This is a genomic window from Flavimaribacter sediminis, assembly GCF_019492055.1.
GTDB lineage: Bacteria > Pseudomonadota > Alphaproteobacteria > Rhizobiales > Rhizobiaceae > Flavimaribacter > Flavimaribacter sediminis.
Genome location: NZ_JAICBX010000001.1, coordinates 442,388 through 460,495, shown reverse-complemented (window position 1 = coordinate 460,495; position 18,108 = coordinate 442,388). Strand labels below are relative to the sequence as shown.

The 18,108-nt window shown below is 58.1% G+C and carries 14 protein-coding genes; 9 read left to right on the top strand and 5 right to left on the bottom strand.

Features of this window, described 5'->3' with window-relative positions; all coding sequences use genetic code 11:
• Positions 1–211: 211 nt before the first annotated feature.
• Entirely contained in the window at positions 212–1,669 is a 1,458-nt protein-coding gene (locus tag K1W69_RS02205) for a cobyric acid synthase (RefSeq protein ID WP_220226696.1), read from the bottom strand.
• Between the two features lie 489 nt (positions 1,670–2,158).
• On the opposite strand from K1W69_RS02205, the gene K1W69_RS02200 reads away from it, so the two are divergent.
• Both K1W69_RS02200 and K1W69_RS02195 read left to right on the top strand, forming a co-directional pair.
• On the top strand, positions 2,159–3,082 hold the full coding sequence (locus K1W69_RS02200) for an SH3 domain-containing protein (RefSeq protein WP_220226695.1): 924 nt from the start codon (positions 2,159–2,161) through the stop codon (positions 3,080–3,082).
• 29 nt (positions 3,083–3,111) lie between these two features.
• Positions 3,112–4,128, top strand: coding sequence for a L,D-transpeptidase (locus K1W69_RS02195; protein ID WP_220226694.1), 1,017 nt, complete (start codon positions 3,112–3,114; stop codon positions 4,126–4,128).
• Positions 4,129–4,159: 31 nt separating this feature from the next.
• On the opposite strand, the gene fdhF is transcribed toward K1W69_RS02195, so the two are convergent.
• Positions 4,160–6,949 carry a formate dehydrogenase subunit alpha gene (gene fdhF / locus K1W69_RS02190; protein ID WP_220226693.1) on the bottom strand — a complete coding sequence of 930 codons (2,790 nt, stop codon included), beginning with the start codon at positions 6,947–6,949 and terminating at the stop codon, positions 4,160–4,162.
• A 21-nt stretch (positions 6,950–6,970) separates the two neighbouring features.
• Positions 6,971–8,647, bottom strand: coding sequence for an NAD(P)H-dependent oxidoreductase subunit E (locus K1W69_RS02185; protein ID WP_220226692.1), 1,677 nt, complete (start codon positions 8,645–8,647; stop codon positions 6,971–6,973).
• Between the two features lie 284 nt (positions 8,648–8,931).
• Here K1W69_RS02185 and K1W69_RS02180 point away from each other — a divergent pair, with 284 nt between their 5' ends.
• The gene (locus K1W69_RS02180; protein WP_220226691.1) at positions 8,932–9,942 is read left to right on the top strand and encodes a glycine betaine ABC transporter substrate-binding protein; all 1,011 of its coding nucleotides are present in this window, start codon (positions 8,932–8,934) and stop codon (positions 9,940–9,942) included.
• A 110-nt stretch (positions 9,943–10,052) separates the two neighbouring features.
• Entirely contained in the window at positions 10,053–11,063 is a 1,011-nt protein-coding gene (gene bmt, locus K1W69_RS02175) for a betaine--homocysteine S-methyltransferase (RefSeq protein WP_220226690.1), read from the top strand.
• A gap of 92 nt (positions 11,064–11,155) precedes the next feature.
• Here the strand turns inward: bmt and K1W69_RS02170 are convergent, their stop codons facing one another.
• Both K1W69_RS02170 and K1W69_RS02165 read right to left on the bottom strand, forming a co-directional pair.
• Positions 11,156–11,728, bottom strand: coding sequence for a hypothetical protein (locus tag K1W69_RS02170; protein ID WP_220226689.1), 573 nt, complete (start codon positions 11,726–11,728; stop codon positions 11,156–11,158).
• A gap of 928 nt (positions 11,729–12,656) precedes the next feature.
• Positions 12,657–14,216, bottom strand: a complete 1,560-nt coding sequence (locus K1W69_RS02165) for a trimethylamine methyltransferase family protein (protein WP_220226688.1) — start codon at positions 14,214–14,216, stop codon at positions 12,657–12,659.
• Positions 14,217–14,551: 335 nt separating this feature from the next.
• Here K1W69_RS02165 and K1W69_RS02160 point away from each other — a divergent pair, with 335 nt between their 5' ends.
• From K1W69_RS02160 to K1W69_RS02140, 5 genes are all read left to right on the top strand, one after another.
• Complete coding sequence (locus tag K1W69_RS02160; protein WP_220226687.1) at positions 14,552–15,253, top strand: cobalamin B12-binding domain-containing protein; 702 nt, start codon at positions 14,552–14,554, stop codon at positions 15,251–15,253.
• Between the two features lie 84 nt (positions 15,254–15,337).
• Positions 15,338–15,925, top strand: coding sequence for a DUF1638 domain-containing protein (locus tag K1W69_RS02155; protein WP_258570772.1), 588 nt, complete (start codon positions 15,338–15,340; stop codon positions 15,923–15,925).
• A 176-nt stretch (positions 15,926–16,101) separates the two neighbouring features.
• A complete protein-coding gene (locus K1W69_RS02150) occupies positions 16,102–16,746 on the top strand; it encodes an exopolysaccharide biosynthesis protein (RefSeq protein ID WP_220226685.1) in 645 nt (214 codons plus the stop codon).
• Positions 16,747–16,893: 147 nt separating this feature from the next.
• Positions 16,894–17,199, top strand: a complete 306-nt coding sequence (locus K1W69_RS02145; protein WP_220226684.1) for a virulence factor — start codon at positions 16,894–16,896, stop codon at positions 17,197–17,199.
• Positions 17,196–18,101, top strand: coding sequence for a methylenetetrahydrofolate reductase (locus K1W69_RS02140; RefSeq protein WP_220226683.1), 906 nt, complete (start codon positions 17,196–17,198; stop codon positions 18,099–18,101). The genes K1W69_RS02145 and K1W69_RS02140 overlap by 4 nt, the downstream gene beginning before the upstream one ends.
• The last annotated feature ends 7 nt before the right edge of the window (positions 18,102–18,108 follow it).

The window sequence follows — 18,108 nt, the reverse complement described above, 5'->3', positions numbered from 1 at the left end:
GGACGAAGGTTTCGTGACCACGATTTGCTTTACCAATTTCTTTGGATGCGCACAGCTCTCAGCAGGAAAACAACTAACCCGATCTGTCATACACGAACCTGTCGGCCCGGATATAGTAGAATACGCACATTATATCAATTAGATTAAAATGCTTTACATCTCGTGAGCAACCACCTGCAGACGGTCCTTGCGTCGACCAGGCGCGTTTACCTCAAGCGCCCTGTTCAAATCCGGGAAAGTCCTTCGAAAGAAGCGTTTCCAAACGTGCAGCGATGGAATCGAGCGCCTCATCAACCACAGCGCTGTAGTCGACTCCTGATCGTGACAGCCCCAACCGGAAAAGGTAATCCTGTCTGAAACCGTCGTTTGCAAACAGTCCGTGAAGATAGGTGCCGAAGACCCGCCCGTCCCGGGAGACTGCGCCCTCCGGCCGACCATCGATCGTCGAGAACGGCCTGATGCAATCCGGTCCCGACGTGCGTCCGAGATGAATTTCGTAGCCGGTCAGATCCACATCAAAAATGCGGCACTGCGCGTGGCTGTTGCGCACGGCTTTGGACTTTTCCATCGTGGTTTCGACGTCGAGGAGGCCAAGTCCCTCCGCGTTTGCCGGCGCTCCCTCAATTCCGTCAGGATCGCGCACCATGCGACCCAGCATCTGGAAGCCGCCGCATATGCCTGCGACGTGACCGCCGCGCCGGACGTGGCCGACAAGATCCCGGTCCCAACCGTTCCTCCGAAACGCAGCGAGATCGGCGATGGTCGACTTGGATCCGGGAATGATCACAAGGCCTGCTTCCCTGGGGAGGGGATCGCCGGATCTGATGTAACGGACTTCAACCTCCGGCTCGGCGTTCAGCGGATCCAGATCGTCGAAATTGGCGATTCTGTCGAGAACCGGGACAGCTACAATCAAAGCGCCGTCGCCGGCGCCAACCAGCCTTTCGAGAATGACCGAATCTTCCGGCGGAAGCCGACCTGTTTCCGGAAGCCAGGGAATAACGCCGAAACACGGCCAGCCCGTATGCCGGCTGATCGCCGTCACCCCGTCATCGAACAGCGATACATCACCGCGGAATTTGTTGATCAGATAACCGGCGACCATGCGCCGGTCCTCTTCCGGAAGAACGGCGTGCGTGCCGACGATGGAGGCAATAACGCCGCCCCTGTCGATGTCGCCGACAAGGACCACCGGAACGCCAGCGCGGGTCGCAAAACCCATATTGGCGATATCGTTTCCGCGCAGATTGATTTCCGCCGCTGAACCCGCTCCCTCGACGATAACAATGTCGGCGTCGGCGCGGATCGTCTCCCAACTCTCGAAGACCGCTTCCAGGAGGTGTCGACGGGTGTCCTGATAATCCCGGGCGCCGGCCTTGCCCCAGACCTTGCCCTGCACGACAATTTGCGACCCCGTTTCAGATTCCGGCTTGAGCAGCACCGGGTTCATGTGAACCGACGCCGGCGTTCGGCAGGCAAGCGCCTGAAGCCACTGTGCGCGACCGATCTCGCCGCCATCATCCGCGACGGCCGCATTGTTGGACATGTTCTGAGGTTTGAACGGTCGCGCGCGCAGGCCGCGATTTGCGGCCAGGCGGCAAAGGCCGGCGACCAGCACCGTCTTGCCGACGTCAGATCCCGTTCCCTGAAGCATGATCGCCCGTGTCATGCCACGTGCGTATCATCATCGCGGCGACAGGCAAGAAGAATGTCGATCTATTAAGAAGAAACCGCGCCAAGGCGACAACCCTGCGCGGTCCGGCTCCATTATCTGGAGGTTATTTGCGCCCCGGTACGCACTACCTGATCCGGAGCGTTTGGCGTTCCCGCCACGCGTTCTTTTCTAGGCCAATAACGTTACCGTAAGGTTATCAGGACCTTAATCAAAAATGAATCATTCGATTTTTTTCGACCTGGCGGCTCGCTTCTTCGCGTTTGGCAGTCCAGACACGCGTCCTTTTCAACGCAGGCCCGCTAACGTGGAAAAAGAATTACTTCAATAAATATCAATGCAGACCTATTCGCGACATGAAAAACCTTCAGAATCGCTTGAAAAATGAATTCAAAAAACAAAATTACACTCAAACATCTGGAGGGAATCATGAATAAATTGAAATTTATCTTGTGTCTTTTTCTGGTGTTGCTAACCGGAAATGCAATGTCACAAGACATGCGCACGGAAACTGTTCATTTTGCAGCCGGAACAACGGGCACATCCATCGATGGTCAAATCAAGGGCTATGAATCTGTGCTTTACATTGTTGGCGCCGCCGAAGGACAGACGATGTCGGTGCGGATGGACACCAGCAATGGCGCTAACTATTTCAATATATTCGAACCAGGGAAACAGCCGGGCGATGCGGCGATGTTCATCGGCTCGACAAGCGGCAACGACTACTCCGGAGAGCTTGCCGCAAGCGGCGACTATTCTATCCTCGTCTACATGATGCGCAGCGCAGCCCGCCGCGACGAGATTACGCCCTATACTCTGGAGATCACCATCGACGGAAACGCCGCGCAGGCGCCCAGTCGCGACCCGGACTATGCGGACGGCCTGTCCGGCGGACCGGACTTCTGGGAGGTCATCAACGTTCCAGCCAATGACACGCTGAATGTAAGGGCCGGTCCGGGCACAGGCGCCGAGGTCATCGGAGAATTGCAAAACGGCGACCCTGCGCGCAATCTTGGATGCCGCATGGTCGACAGCTCCAAATGGTGCCAGATCGAAGCCGGTTTCGACCAGAAATTCACCGGCTGGGTGAACGGACGTTATCTCAGGGAAGGCGCTGCTCCGGGCGCAGCCAATGCGCAGTCGAGCGGCGCCGTGCCATGCTCGACAACTTCCGGACAGCCAACGCGGCAATGCCCTTTTCGCGCCTCACGCGGTACGAACGGAAACGCGACCGTGTGGATCGATATCGGCTCGGGCGCCGAGCGCTACATCGAGTTCCGGGAGGGCAACCCGATCTATACAGATCCGGGCCTCGACATAACCTATGAGCGTTTGGGCGACCTTTATCTTCTGCGCATCGGCGGCGTCGAGCGCTATGAAATTTCCGACGCCGTCATCTATGGCGGCTGAGAGACCGGATAGCTGCGAGGAGGCAAGCAATGACTGACCGACTGACAAGAAGAACACTGGTGATCGGAGCCGCTGCGGGCATAGGCGTGATCACGACGGGGTTTGGGCTCGCCCGGCAGGTAATCAAGGAAATTCATGAACTGGAGCCCGGCGAATATGTCTGGCAGCCGGAGTTGTCTCCGGAGGGACCGGTCGCCGTCGTCGTGTCGCTGGACGACCAGCGCGTTCATGTCTACCGCAACGGCGTGCGCATCGCCGTCTCGACGTGTTCTACAGGCAAATCGGGCCATGAAACACCGACAGGGGTCTTCACGATCCTGCAGAAGGACAAGCATCACCACTCTTCCACCTACAACAATGCGCCCATGCCGAATATGAACCGGCTGACATGGAAGGGGATCGCCCTGCACGCCGGGAAGTTGCCGGGTTACCCCGCCTCTCATGGATGCGTGCGCCTTCCGATGCAGTTTTCGGAAAAGCTCTTCTCGATTACCCATATCGGAACGCCTGTCATCATCGCCGGAGGCCACACCGATCCGAGGGAAGTCGTGCATCCTGGCATGATACTCAGCGATACGGCCGAGCATCAGTTCGAAGAAGCGGTAGCCGCCCTCGAGGACCGCGAGGTGCCGGGCTTCGACCACGAAGACAATCCGACTGCTCCGGTCACGATCCTGGTCTCAAGCTCGGACAGCAACATCATTGTCATGAAAAACGGGCACATCGTCGCCGAGAGCGAAGCGACGATCTCGGATCCCATGCGCCCGCTCGGAAATCATGTGTACGTTCTGGCCGGCGCACATGACAGTTCCGGCGGGCTGCAGTGGCATTCCATCAGCCATGGCGACGTCGCCGAGGACCTCGCAACGGCCGACGCCGGCGCGATCAACCGCATCCGTGCAGACACAACCGTCGTTCAGGCCATACGCGAAAACTGGCATCCCGGAACAACGCTCATAACCGTCGATGCGCCGGCGCACCCGGACACGAGGAGCAATCGCGATTTCGTCGTCGTGACAACGGAACTGGATGGCGACAAGGCCTGAGACCGGCGGCCCTGAAATGGGCGACAGATCGCTATTCAGCGGCGTCCGCCACTTTCAGGCTTTCGACCCGAGCCGCGCAGTATTTGAACTCCGGAATTTTACCGAAAGGATCAAGCTGCGGGTTGGTCAGCCGGTTTGCCGGGCTCTCGTTGAAGCAGAACGGCATGAAGACCATGCCGTCTGCGACCTCCCGGTCTGCCCGCAGAACCGCTTCGACGGCGCCGCGCCTCGTCAACACGGAAATCATCTGACCGGGAGTCAGACCCTGCCTCTCGATTTCGTAGGGGTTCATCGCTGCGATTCCCTGCGGCTCCAATTCGTCGAGAACGCCGGCGCGGCGAGTCATGGCGCCTGTATGCCAGTGCTCAAGCAGCCGGCCTGTCGTCAGCACCAATGGATATTCTTCGTCGGGAACCTCGTCCGGCGCACGCAGATCGGCCGGAACGATGGAGCCGCGCCTGTTTTTTGTCGGGAAGCCGGTTGCAAAAATGATCTCGTTGCCCGGTTTGTCAGGCGCATCGGCCGGATATGTGACAGCGTCTTCCCGCTCAATGCGCTCCCATGAAATATTTTTCAGGGACGGCATCACAGAAGCCATCTCCGTATAGACTTCCGAGACATGCGAGTAGGTCCAGTCGAGCCCTATGCCCCTGGCGATCGCAACGATCAGTTCCCAGTCTTGACGCGCTTCGCCGGGCAAGTCCAGCGCCGGTCGGCCAATCTGAACCTGGCGGTTCGTATTGGTGAACGTTCCGAGTTTTTCCGCATGCGCCGAAGCCGGCAGCACCACATCGGCGTGCCACGCCGTTTCGGTCAGGAATATGTCCTGCACGACCAGGTGATCGAGTTTCGCCAGCGCGGCGCGCGCATGGATCTGGTCCGGGTCGGACATCGCCGGGTTTTCGCCCAAGACATACATGCCGCGAATCTCGCCGTCATGGATCGCGTCCATGATCTCCACCACGGTAAGTCCCCGGGCGGGATCGAGCGAACGACCCCACAGATCTTCGAATTCATTGCGGATATCCGGCGTCTCGACCGATCTGTAGTCGGGGTAGAACATCGGAATAAGACCGGCGTCGGACGCTCCCTGCACGTTGTTCTGGCCGCGCAACGGATGAAGTCCGGTTCCGGGACGCCCGACATGGCCGGTCGTGAGAGCCATTGCGATAAGGCAACGTGAATTGTCCGTGCCGTGCGTATGCTGCGAAATGCCCATTCCCCAGAAGATGATCGAGCGTTCCGACGTCGCATAGGTGCGCGCGACAGTTCGCAATGTTTCGGCGTCGACGCCGCAGACCTCGGCCATCGCCTCCGGAGAAAAGTCCCTGACCTTCTCCTTCAGCGCCTCGAAACCGGAAACATTGGCCTGGATATATTGCTCGTCATAAAGCCTTTCCTCCACGATCACATGAAGAAAGGCGTTGAGCATCGCCACGTCGCTGCCCGGTTTGAATTGCAGCGCGTGGGTGGCGTGACGCATCAGATCCTGACGGCGTGGGTCCAGAACGATCAGGGTCTTGCCCAGCTTCGCCGCCTGTTTGAAATAGGTAGCGGCGACAGGATGGTTCGTGGTCGGCCTCGCGCCAATCACGATGATGCAGTCGGCGATCAACGCGTCGGTAAACGGAGCGGAAACGGCGCCCGAACCAACGCCCTCCATCAAGGCCGCCACGGACGATGCGTGGCACAGGCGCGTGCAATGGTCGACATTGTTGGTGCCGAAGCCCTCGCGTATGAGTTTCTGGAAAAGATAGGCTTCCTCGTTGGAGCCCTTCGCCGATCCAAAACCGGCAATCGCCTTGCCGCCGTCCGCCTGATGAATCGATTTCAGTCCGGACGCCGCCTTTTCCAGCGCCTCTTCCCATGTGGCCGGCCGAAACACCTCCATTGGATCGACAAAACGCAGATCCATGTCGCCTGCCTTCGGCGCATCTTCACGCCGGATCAATGGCGTCGTGAGGCGATCAGGCGAATGCACATAGTCGAAGCCGAACCGCCCCTTGACGCACAATCGGTTTTCATTTGCAGGCCCGTTGCGGCCATCGACCTGCACGATCGTGTTGTCTTTCACCGCGACTTTGGTCTGGCATCCGACCCCGCAGAAGGGACAAACGCTGTCCACCACCCTGTCGAAGTCCTGAATGGCGCGTGTTCGATGATCTTCGCTCATCAGCGTCTTTTCATACAGGGCGCCGGTCGGGCAGGCCTGCACGCATTCGCCGCAGGTCACGCATGTGGATTTTCCCATGGGGTCGCGAATATCGAAGACAGGCGCGGCGTGATTGCCGCGTCCGCCCATGCCGATCACGTCATTGACCTGAACCTCACGGCAGGCGCGCACACAGGCGTTGCAGGCGATGCAGGCGTCGAGATTGACAGCGATCGCCGGATTGCTGTGGTCGATCCCGCGCGCGGCTTCCCCGGTCTCGAATTTCGATTCGAAACGATCCGAGCCGGCGATATCCATGGACGCCGCCCATTGCCAGAATTCAGACTGGTTGTCAGGCGTCTCTTCGCGCGGCCGCATATCACTCGCCAGCAGTTCGAACACCATACGACGGGATTTGTCAGCCCGTTCGGTGTCCGTTCGCACGACCATGCCTTCCGCAGGCTTGCGAATGCACGAAGCCGCTAGAACTCTCTCGCCCTCGATATCGACCATGCACGCCCGGCAGTTGCCGTCCGAGCGGTAGCCGGGCTTGTCGACATGGCACAGATGGGGGATGCGCGTCCCTTCGCGCCTCGCCACCTCCCAAATGCTTTCTTCGGGGGAAGCTTCGACCGTTTTGCCGTCCAGGGTGAATTTGATCGTTGTCATCACTGTTTCCCGACGTTCATTCTAAAGGTCATTCCGGAAGAAGGTCAAAAGGTGATTGACCGGATTTGGCGCCGCCTGTCCGAGCCCGCATATGGAAGCGTCGCGCATTACCGCTTCGAGATCTCGGATCGCCTGTTCGTCGAGCGGACCGTCTTTTTCGAGCAATGCAATCATCTTTTCCGTGCCGGACCGGCACGGCGTGCATTGACCGCAACTCTCGTGCTTGAAGAATTTCAGAAGGTTGAGCGTAGCGTCCTTGACACTGTCATTTTCCGACAGGACGACGACTGCATGCGAGCCGACAAAACTTCCAAGTTCAGCCAGTTTCCCACCGAAATCGAGCGGAATGTCGTCCAAATGCGCCGGCAGAATGCCGCCAGAGGCGCCGCCTGGAAGATAGGCCTTGAAGACATGCCCGTCCGCCATGCCGCCACAATAGTCATCGATCAACTCGCGAATGGTGACGCCAGCCGGCGCGAGCTTTACCCCCGGATCCTTTACCCGGCCTGAAACAGACCACGAGCGGGGGCCGGGATGGCCTTCCTTGCCCTGTGCAGCGAACCATTCGGACCCGTTCTCGACGATATCGCGGATCCACCACAGCGTTTCGACATTGTGATTGAGCGTTGGCTTTCCGAAAAGTCCGACCTCCGCGATATAGGGCGGACGATGGCGCGGCAACCCGCGCTTGCCTTCAATGCTTTCGATCATCGCGCTTTCCTCGCCGCAGATATAGGCGCCCGCGCCGCGACGAAGTTCGATATAACCCGGTTCGATAAGCCCGGCGGCTTCCAGGGCGGCGATCTCCTGACGCAGGATTTCCAGCACCGCTGGATACTCGTCCCGCATATAGAAATAAATGCGTTCTGCGTCGACCGCATGGGCGGCGATCAAGGCGCCTTCCAGCGTGCGGTGCGGATCGCTTTCGAGAAGGAAGCGGTCCTTGAACGTGCCCGGCTCGCCCTCATCGCCATTGACCGTCATCAACCGTGGTCCGGCGTAGGAGCGTACGAAGCCCCATTTCTTGCCTGCCGGGAAACCTGCGCCGCCGAGGCCGCGCAGTCCCGCATCCGAAAGCATGTCGATCAGGGCGTCCGTCGCGATTTCGCCGCCTCGGACCTTTTCCAGGCATTCGTACCCGCCATATTCCTGATAGGCGAAAAGCCCGACATAGTCGGGCGTCAGAACATCGAAGCCGCCTTCATCGGCCAGCTTGGCGATATCGTCAGCGCTTGCATGATCGAGTTCGCGATCGCCAAGCCGGGCTGCCGGCGCCGTCGCGCAACGCCCCATGCAAGGGGCGCGTACAACGCGGACCAGAGAAGGGTTCATGCGGGTTTCCAGTTCGGAAATCAATTCTTCCGCTCCGCCCATCATACAGGACAGGCTGTCGCAAACCCGCACGGTCAGTGGAGGAGGCGACGCCTCGCCTTCCTTGACGACGTCGAAATGGTCGTAGAAGGAAGCCACCTCATAGACTTCAGCCTGCGGCAATTTCATAATCTCGGACAGCGCACGCAGATGCGCGGCCGACAAGCACCCATAGGTGTCCTGGATACCGTGAAGGTGTTCTATCAGCAGGTCACGGCGAAGCGTTCGCCCATCGAGAAGCGCACGGACATCGTCCACGGCCGCATCATCGAGCGGACGCCCTTTCGGCCCCCGATCCTTGCGCCTCCTCATTTCCTGCCGACTCATGACGTCCTCCAACTCCCGCACATTCTGGAATGCTTATAAAACCCCAGACAATCCGTAAACCGGCCCGAATGCGGCAATCCGACGTCGCACACTTGCGATCAGCCTTAAACGGGCTTGGCGCAGCGCTTGAAAAACGTATGGCGCGACGCCTTCTAATCTGTCCGGGAGTCTTTTTCGGGACATAAATATACGTTACGCTGTAACGGTTTCCGGCGACACAGAATGCAGTCAATCAGACTGCGGACATGAAATATTTGCGCGCGCGTGTGGCGGATCAGGAGAAAATGATAGTGAAATTGCTCTATGCGCTGCTGTTCGTCATAACCGCGACCATCGCGCCGTCGCGCTCGCTGCTGGCTTCGGAATGCGGCGAAATTAGCATTGCCAGGATGCACTGGCAATCGGCCGCGCTACTCGCTGAAATCGACAAGCTCATCCTGACGGAGGGTTATGGCTGCAATGTCACGCTTGTGCCAGGAGACACGATCCCGACATTTCAATCGATGAATGAACAGGGGGCGCCGGATGTCGCGCCCGAATTATGGATCAATTCGATACGCGAGCAACTCGACAAAGCTGTTGACGAACAACGCCTTTTCTATGGCGCCAAGGCGCTGGCCGATGGCGGAGTTGAAGGATGGTGGATGCCGCATTACGTAGCGTTGACCCATCCGCACATCACCAGTGTCGCGGAAGCGCTCCAGCATCCCGAAATTTTTGCCGACCCGGACGATCCACAGAAAGGCGCCGTGCACAATTGCCCGCCGGACTGGAGTTGCAGCATCTCGACCAGAAACCTGTTCAAAGCCTTCGGCGCAGAAGAAAGAGGATTCAGACTGGTGGAAGCCGGCTCCGCAGAGGAGTTGCGAAAATCAATCACAGACGCATTTGAAAGCAGAAAGGGCTGGCTCGGATACTACTGGGCTCCGACAGCCCTGCTCGGTCGATACGATCTGGTCCGATTGAGTTTCGGCGCGCCATTCAACAAAACCGAATGGGACAGTTGCACGGCTGTAGCCAATTGCGAAGACCCGAAGCCGAATGGCTGGCCTTCCGCGCTTGCTTATACGGTTGTCACCAAGAAAATGCGGAACGCTTCACCACATGCGTTCGACTATCTTTCTCGCCGCTCGTGGCACAACAGCACGATCAATCGGTTGCTGGCCTGGATGGAGGAAAACGACGCCACGGCAGAAGAGGCCGCTCGCCACTTTCTCGAAGAGGACGACGAGATCTGGATGCGTTGGGTGACGCTTGACGCCGCGAACAAAATCGGCGGCGCATTGGACGAATAAAATCCGCCACAGGACAGTTTCGGTCCCAGGCGTTGTTTTGCGATCAAATCCCTCATTGCAAGCATATAAAGACATGTTTATATGGGCAAACATTTCAATGGTGGGCCGACATGACCAGCAATGCCCTTACAGACCTGATTGCCGAAAAAGGCGTTCTCCTTGCCGACGGCGCGACAGGCACTCATCTTTTCTCAGTTGGACTGGAAGCGGGAGAAGCTCCGGAACTCTGGAACGAAAGCAATACGGATAAAATTATCGACCTGCATAACGGCTTCGTCGACGCCGGCTCAGATATCATCCTGACCAACAGTTTCGGCGGAACGCGGCACCGGCTCAAGCTTCACCATGCCCAGGATCGCGTCTTCGAACTCAACCGTAAAGCGGCCGAAATCGCCCGCGGCGTCGCGGATGCAGCTGATCGAAAAGTCATTGTCGCCGGCTCGGTAGGACCGACCGGTGAATTGCTCGAACCGCTCGGCGCATTGACCTATGACGATGCGGTAGAAGCTTTTATCGAGCAGATCGAAGGTCTCAAGGCGGGCGGCGTTGACGTCGTATGGATCGAGACCATGTCGGCGCCAGACGAAATCAAGGCCGCGGCGGACGCCTCCGTCAAATGCGACATGCCCTATGTTTATACGGGCTCTTTCGATACGGCCGGCAAGACTATGATGGGGCTGCATCCCAAGGACATTCACGGCGTGGCGAACGACGTCGGACAAACGGCAGTCGCCGTGGGCGCGAATTGCGGCGTCGGAGCGCCCGACATACTGGCGTCGCTGCTGGAAATCAGCAGCGCCAACAAAGACGCTGCTGTCGTGGTCAAGGGCAATTGTGGAATTCCCGAATTCCGCGGTTCGGAAATCCATTATTCCGGCACGCCTGAACTGATGGCGAAATATACCCATCTTGCAATGGACGCCGGCGCGACGATTATTGGCGGTTGCTGCGGCACGACCTGTTCGCATCTCAAGGCGATGCGGGCCGCAATCGACGATCATGTGGAAGGTCCGAGGCCTACAATTGCCGATATCGTCGAGAAAATCGGCCCGCTTCGCAACAAGGCCGCGTCAGAAGGTGTGGATCAGCCGCGCCGGGAGCGCCGAAGCCGTCGCAGGTAATTTGACAGCCTTGGCCAAAAACGGCTGGCAGGCTTGTGAATTATGATGTGAGCCCGAATCGGAGCTGTTTGGGCTCACACAATTTTTAGAAATTACGGACTGGCTGGTCGCGGACCGCCGCCGTCCTGACACCACCCAATACAGGAAATGGCGACAAGGCCTGCTGCAGCGCCCAAGGCTATGACGGCTGCCTGGTTTGCACCGCCGCCATTTGGATTTTCCTGAAGGAAAGTTGATGACCCGGAATCCAAAGTCGCCGTTGCAAATTCGGCTTCAGTGATTTGCACGCAGATCGGTCCTTCCTTGCCTTCCGGCTGAAGGATGCTGATCTCCGAATTCTGCGCAACAGCCAGTTTGCAATCTGATCCGATCTGCACCTGCGCCTTGCCGCCCGGCCCGACATTGATCTGGGATCCCGCCGTGATCTGCGTGCCGGCCTCCCCGTCGATGAATCCGGTCGTACCGGAGTACATCACGCTTCCGGACGAATCGGAGATCTCCCCGATGACGGGATAAGACTGCCCAGCAGATTTGGAAGAAATACATGTACAGTCAAGCGTCTGTGCTGCACTGAAAGAACCTGAAGCCAGCAAAGCCATGCCGACGGCAATCGGTCTCAGAATAGACATTTTAAAACCTCTTGTTGAGTTATTCGAATAATACAACAGCCCTGCAAATTCACAACCTAATATTGTAAATCCGAAAATGTTATTTCTCGGTATTGCTCATCCGCAACAGTTGTTTTGCCGGCGCAATGATAGGAGATTGTCTGGAGCCGACGTTCCATGAATGCGCCTTAGCATATAAAATACAGAGGGTTAAGATGCAACTTAGATGAAATTTACAGCGCCGCCATATGGAAGCGGAGCTGTGGTTCCACGTACCGAAATTCTGCGCCGACTGGACAAGCATTGCGTGCATCACATCCAGCGAGCATGCAGCTCGCACTACCATCGCCGCTGGCCAGGTAGGACCGGCAGGGCTCGACGGAAAATCCGCTTGTTGAAATCGCCTCGGCAGCGCAAGCGCTTATGCAAGGCCTGTCACGGCAGCCGTCACATGGATGTGGCAAATTTTGCCTTTCAGGCACGGAAAGTGTTTTCCTAAATGCCAGCGCCGCGCGATAGCCGTGCCAGAGACCAAATGCCGGATGGATGAGGATGCCAAGCGGAGACGGCCGCAGTCCTTCAATTTCCGATACCCAGCGCTGAAATGGCCACCAGGGCTTCTCAAACGGGTAAAGCGCCCGACATCCGAACTGTTGGGCGACCGGTTCGATAACGAACCGTGTCCAGCGATCGAGCGGGTCCGGTCCCGGCGAGCGCCTGAGATAATCGCTGAAGTGCGGCCACAGCGTCGACCCCGCATGACCGACCATAAGGATGGTTCCGGCGGTTTCGCCGTTATCAAGCTCAGGAAGCGTTTCGGAGGCGACAAGCCCGCCCCGAAGCATCAATCCGACGTCCCGCAATCGGCGATCCAATTCGCCGTAGACATCGCCAATCAAGACTCGGTCTTTCCGTCTGGCGTTGTCCGCCAGACTTCCTTGTGGATCAGGTCGGCCACGATCGCCCGGCCGTCAACGGGCTTCCTTCAGGTGAAGGCGTCGGGCATCGACTCCTTCTTGTGCGCAATAAATGCATTCAAACCGTCATCGACGCCAGGATCGAGATCCGGCGGCTGGTAGGATTGCAGCCACTGCCTGCATGCTTCGTTGGCACGGTTTTCGATGCGCTTTTCGCCTTCGATCTGCCACTGTTCGAAGGAATTGTTGTCGGTCAGCGCGGATGCATAAAATGCCGTCTCGAAGTTCGCCTGGGTGTGGGCGCAGCCCAGATAATGGCTTCCCGGACCGACTTCGCGGATCGCGTCGAGCGCCTGGGCGTTTTCGGAAAGATCCACGCCGGCGGCGAATTTCTGCATCATGCCGAGTTGATCCTGGTCTATCATGAACTTCTCATAGGAAGACACCAGCCCTCCCTCGAGCCAACCGGCTGAATGCAGCGCGAAATTCGTGCCCGCAAGCAAGGTCATGTTCAGCGTGGCCGCGCTTTCATGGGCGGCCTGTGCGTCGGGAACTTTCGAGCCGCAAAGCGACCCCCCCGTCCGGAACGGAAGGCCGCTGCGTCGCGCAAGCTGCGCTGCTCCATAGGATACGAGCGACGGTTCGGGCGTTCCGAATGTTGGCGCGCCGGACTGCATGGAAATGGAAGCCGCAAATGTGCCGAACACGACGGGCGCGCCCGGACGAATCAGTTGCGTGAACGCCGCGCCCGCCAGCACCTCGACGAGAATCTGCGTCAAGGTTCCTGCAACGGTCACCGGACTCATGGCCCCGGCGAGAATGAAGGGTGAAATGATGCAGGCCTGGTTGTTGCGCGCATAGACCTTGGCCGCGCCCAGCATGGTTTCGTCGAAAACCATGGGCGAGTTGGCGTTGATCAGGTTGATGAGAACGCAGTTTTCGTCGACGAAACTCTCGCCGAACAAGATCTTGCACATCTCGACGCTGTCTTCGGCGCGCTCAGGCGCCGTCACAGAGCCCATGAACGGTTTGTCCGAGTAGCGGATATGCGAATAGACCATGTCGAGATGGCGCTTGTTCACCGGAATGTCCACCGGCTCGCAAACCGTTCCGCCCGAATGATGGATGGACGGCGCCATATAGGCGAGTTTCACGAAATTTTGGAAATCTTCGATCGTGGCGTAACGACGGTTTCCTTCAAGGTCGCGAACAAATGGCGGCCCATATACGGGCGCAAAGACCGTTGCATCGCCTCCGATTTGCACCGAACGCTCCGGATTGCGGGCAAACTGCGTAAAGACCGGCGGCGCAGTTTCCAGAAGCGAACGGCAAAGCCGTTTCGGGAAATGCACTCTTTCACCACGAATGTCGGCGCCCGCTTCACGCCAAAGTTCGAGCGCTTCTGAGTCGTCACGGAACTCGACGCCGATCTCTTCCAGAATGGTGTCGGCGTTGTTTTCAATAAGCGTCAGGCCTTCCTCATCCAGAACCTCGTAGGTTCGGATATTCCGCTTGATGAATGGCTTCTGCAAACCCGGGCCTCCGCCGCCTCGCGAAGCTCTGCGCGCCGCGGCTCCGCCGCGCGCGCGGCGTTTCGCAGACTGACCGACCGCACTGTCCGTATCCATCCCGTTCCACCTTTCATCCGGCGCCTTCGCCCGGCTATTCCAACCACTGATATGCTACCCCACGGCGTGTTAAGCGCATTTTCTGACAGCGCCAAGCGATGACGCGAAACGGACACCCGGAAACGCGCTGCATCCGCAGACAGGTCAAAGATGCGCGCGCCGTCGTTTTTCAATGAATTACACGTCGTTTTTGAAGAGACGAATTTCGCAAAATTGCATCATTCTCGTAAGTGAAGCCGCCAAATGCGGATTCCTCGAACGCCGGGTTTGTGACAGGATTTTGACGACATTCCCGGTCGCCCGCGTAAAGTGCAGCTCATATCGGATTAACTGCCATGACCGATGACGACATCATCCTTTCCGAACTGCCGGACGACGAACTCGTGCAGCAGGTGCACGATGATCTTTATGACGGCCTGAAGGAAGAGATCGAGGAAGCCACACATATTCTGCTCGAGCGCGGATGGGCGCCCTATGACGTTCTGACCAAGGCCCTCGTTGAAGGCATGAGGATTGTCGGAGAGGACTTTCGTGACGGCATCCTGTTTGTGCCGGAAGTTCTGCTTTCGGCCAATGCGATGAAGGCGGGAATGTCGATCCTGCGTCCTTTGTTGGCCGAAACCGGCGCGCCGAAACTCGGCAAGATGGTGATCGGGACGGTCAAGGGAGACATTCACGACATCGGCAAGAACCTCGTCGGCATGATGATGGAAGGCGCCGGCTTCGACGTTGTGGACATCGGCATCAACAATCCGGTTGAGAACTATCTCCAGGCGATCGAGGATCATGAGCCCGACATTCTGGGAATGTCCGCTCTCCTGACGACGACGATGCCCTATATGAAGGTCGTCATCGACACGCTGAAGGAAAAGGGTCTTCGCGACCAGCACATCGTGCTCGTCGGCGGCGCTCCGCTCAATGAGGAATTCGGCATGGCCGTTGGCGCTGACGCCTATTGCCGTGACGCCGCCGTAACCGTTGAAACAGCCAAAGACCTGTTGAAGCGCAAGCACAATCAACTCGCCGGGGCGCGCTGACGGCCCCGCCAGTTTGGTGCAACCATTTTTGACGCGCGGTCAGCGTGATAGAGTGGATGTATGAAGGTCACGGCTGCGAAATCAATGAATGCAAGTCCAGTGCGCGTCATTGGCTGCGGGGCTCTGGCGCGCGAAATCCTAGACGTCTGCCGCGTCAACAGGCTCGACCACGTTGATCTGATTTGCTTGCCTGCAATCTGGCACAATCGGCCGGAACTGATCGCGCCCGGCGTTCGAAAAAGCATCGCCGAAGCCCGCGAAGCCGGTTTTGAACGCATATTCGTAGCCTATGCTGAATGCGGCACCCAGGGCGAACTGGACAAGGTCTGTCTCGAAGAGGGCGTCGGGCGGATCGAAGGCCCCCACTGCTTCTCCTTCTTCGCCGGCAACGACGCCTTCGCCGCAATGGAAGACGATATCACCTCGTTTTTCCTGACCGACTTCCTGGCGCGTCAATTCGAAGCCTTCGTCGTCGAACCGCTCGGACTCGACCGACATCCGGAATTGCGGGATATGTATTTCGGCAATTACCGCAAACTCGTCTACTTGTCGCAAAATGAAGATACGGATCTTCAGGGGCGCGCCAGACAGGCCGCGGATTTTCTCGGACTGACATACGAGTACCGGCTGACGGGATATGGCGACTTGACGAAAGCCTTGCAGTCGGCTTGACACCGGCCTCCCACGGGCGCAAACCATCTTGCCAACGGGAGCGGCAATTCCCACATAGTGTGCTCCGGCCTCCCGTCGCCGGATATTTGACGTAATTGCAGTGCAGTCGGGCGTTAGCGAAATTGCAATAGGCCTCGCCTAATGTATCGGTTCAAATAACAGGAACGAACGAAACGGTGAGCGACACCACAGCCGACAAGATTGCCTCCGAACGAGCCAACGAAGCGCAGGAGCATACGGAAAGCCTTTCCAGCCTGTTGCAGCGCCTGGCGAACGCCGCCGGAGAGCGAATTACGCTGAAGGAACTGGCGACGGCGCTCGACGAACGCTCATTCGGCGCCTTTCTCCTCGTTTTTGCGCTGCCGAACCTCATTCCCCTTCCGCCCGGCGCAACGCTGATCCTTGGCCTTCCGCTGATTTTCATATCCTGGCAGATCGTGGCCGGTCGACAGAAGATCTGGCTGCCGCGACGGCTCGCCAATTATTCCCTCGACAAAAAGACGCTGGTCGCCATGGTCACCAAGGTTGACCCGTGGCTGCGCCGCATGGAAGCGTGGGTCAGGCCACGGCACTGGCCTCTCAAAAACCACCGTTCAGAACGGTTGTTTGGCATCTATATCCTTATTCTGGCAATCGTGGTGCTGATCCCGATCCCGTTCTGCAACTGGCTGCCCGCTTTCGCGATCGCCATCATTGGCCTGGCCCACACGGAACAGGACGGCAATTGCCTTGGCGTCGGCGTCGTCGTTGGCGTCATGTCGATAGCAGTGCTTTTTCTCATGACGGTTCTGACGACAGTTGTCTTCGCCAGCCTGCTTTAGACGCCTGAGAATTCACGCTTTCCGACACAGGTTTCGCCCCTTGAAACAGCCGCGTCGTTTTTGATGCGTTCAGCGTCGTCGTGCAGCTAGCTTGGCGATCGGAATCTCATCATTTTAAGCCGTGCGGACATGGATCGGGAGCGGGTCATGGCGGATCTGACAATTGTTTACTGGCGTGACATCCCGGCGCAAATCATCGTGAAAAAGGGCAGGCAAAGCGCCAAACGGGTGCTTTCCTTGCGGTTCACGGAAGCGATCGACATGTGCGCGATGCGCAGCGGCGCTCATGAGACAGACGACTACCTTGCGCAATGGCGACGGGGACAGCCGAAACCTGTGAGCGATGATCTGGACGCCGAAGCCGACAAGGCGGCGGCCCATATCGAGGAAACCTACACCAAACAACGGCTGAAAGATCTCGTCGAGGCCGGCGGAAAGGCGGAAGCAGAATGACAAAAGTCATCAACATCAAACCGGCGCGACCCGCCCGGATCGCAGCCTCCATCGAGGTCGCCCCCAAGCAGGCTATCGAATCAGCTGACCTGCCGGGCCTGTTCCCGGAGGGCGCCTGGGTTTACATTACCGAAATCGGAACGGATTCGAGCGAAACGCTGGTCAAGGCCGCCAAACGGGTCCGCGATCTCGGCTACGAGCCGGTTCCGCATTTCGCCTCCCGCCGCCTGACGACTCGCGAGGCGCTTGAAACACGCATCCGGATGATGACCGAAGAAGCAGGCGTGAAAAACGTACTCGTCATTGGCGGAGGCCTCGAGAGGCAGGCCGGCGACTTTTCCTCCACCATGGAAGTTCTTGAAACCGGCTTCTTCGACAAATACGGCGTCGACAGGATCGGCGTCGCCGGTCACCCTGAAGGCAGCCCTGATTTCACCGAAGAAGTCGCTCTGCAGGCGCTGCGCCTGAAAAAGTCCTATGCGGAGCGTTCGGATGCTTCTATGCGCATCGTGACGCAGTTCGGTTTCGACGCGGCGAAATTCATCGCCTGGGCCGATGGCCTGAAAGCAAACGGAATTGATCTTCCCGTGCATCTGGGCGTGGCCGGCCCCGCGAAGATCACGACGTTGATCAAATACGCGGCCATGTGCGGCGTCGGCAATTCCATCGGCTTTCTGAAAAAGAACGCAATGTCGCTGACAGCGCTTGCAACGTCGCATTCACCCGAGACCGTTGTCGGACCGATCGAAGACCACGTCCTGAGCGGCGCCTCCACCCCGATCCGCCAAATCCACGTTTTCGCTTTCGGAGGTTTGAAAAAGACATCCGAATGGCTGGTTGAGCGCGGAAGCTGGCAAACCGGGATCTCGGCTGATCTCTCCTTGTCTTCCCTCCAGAATTGAGGATTGC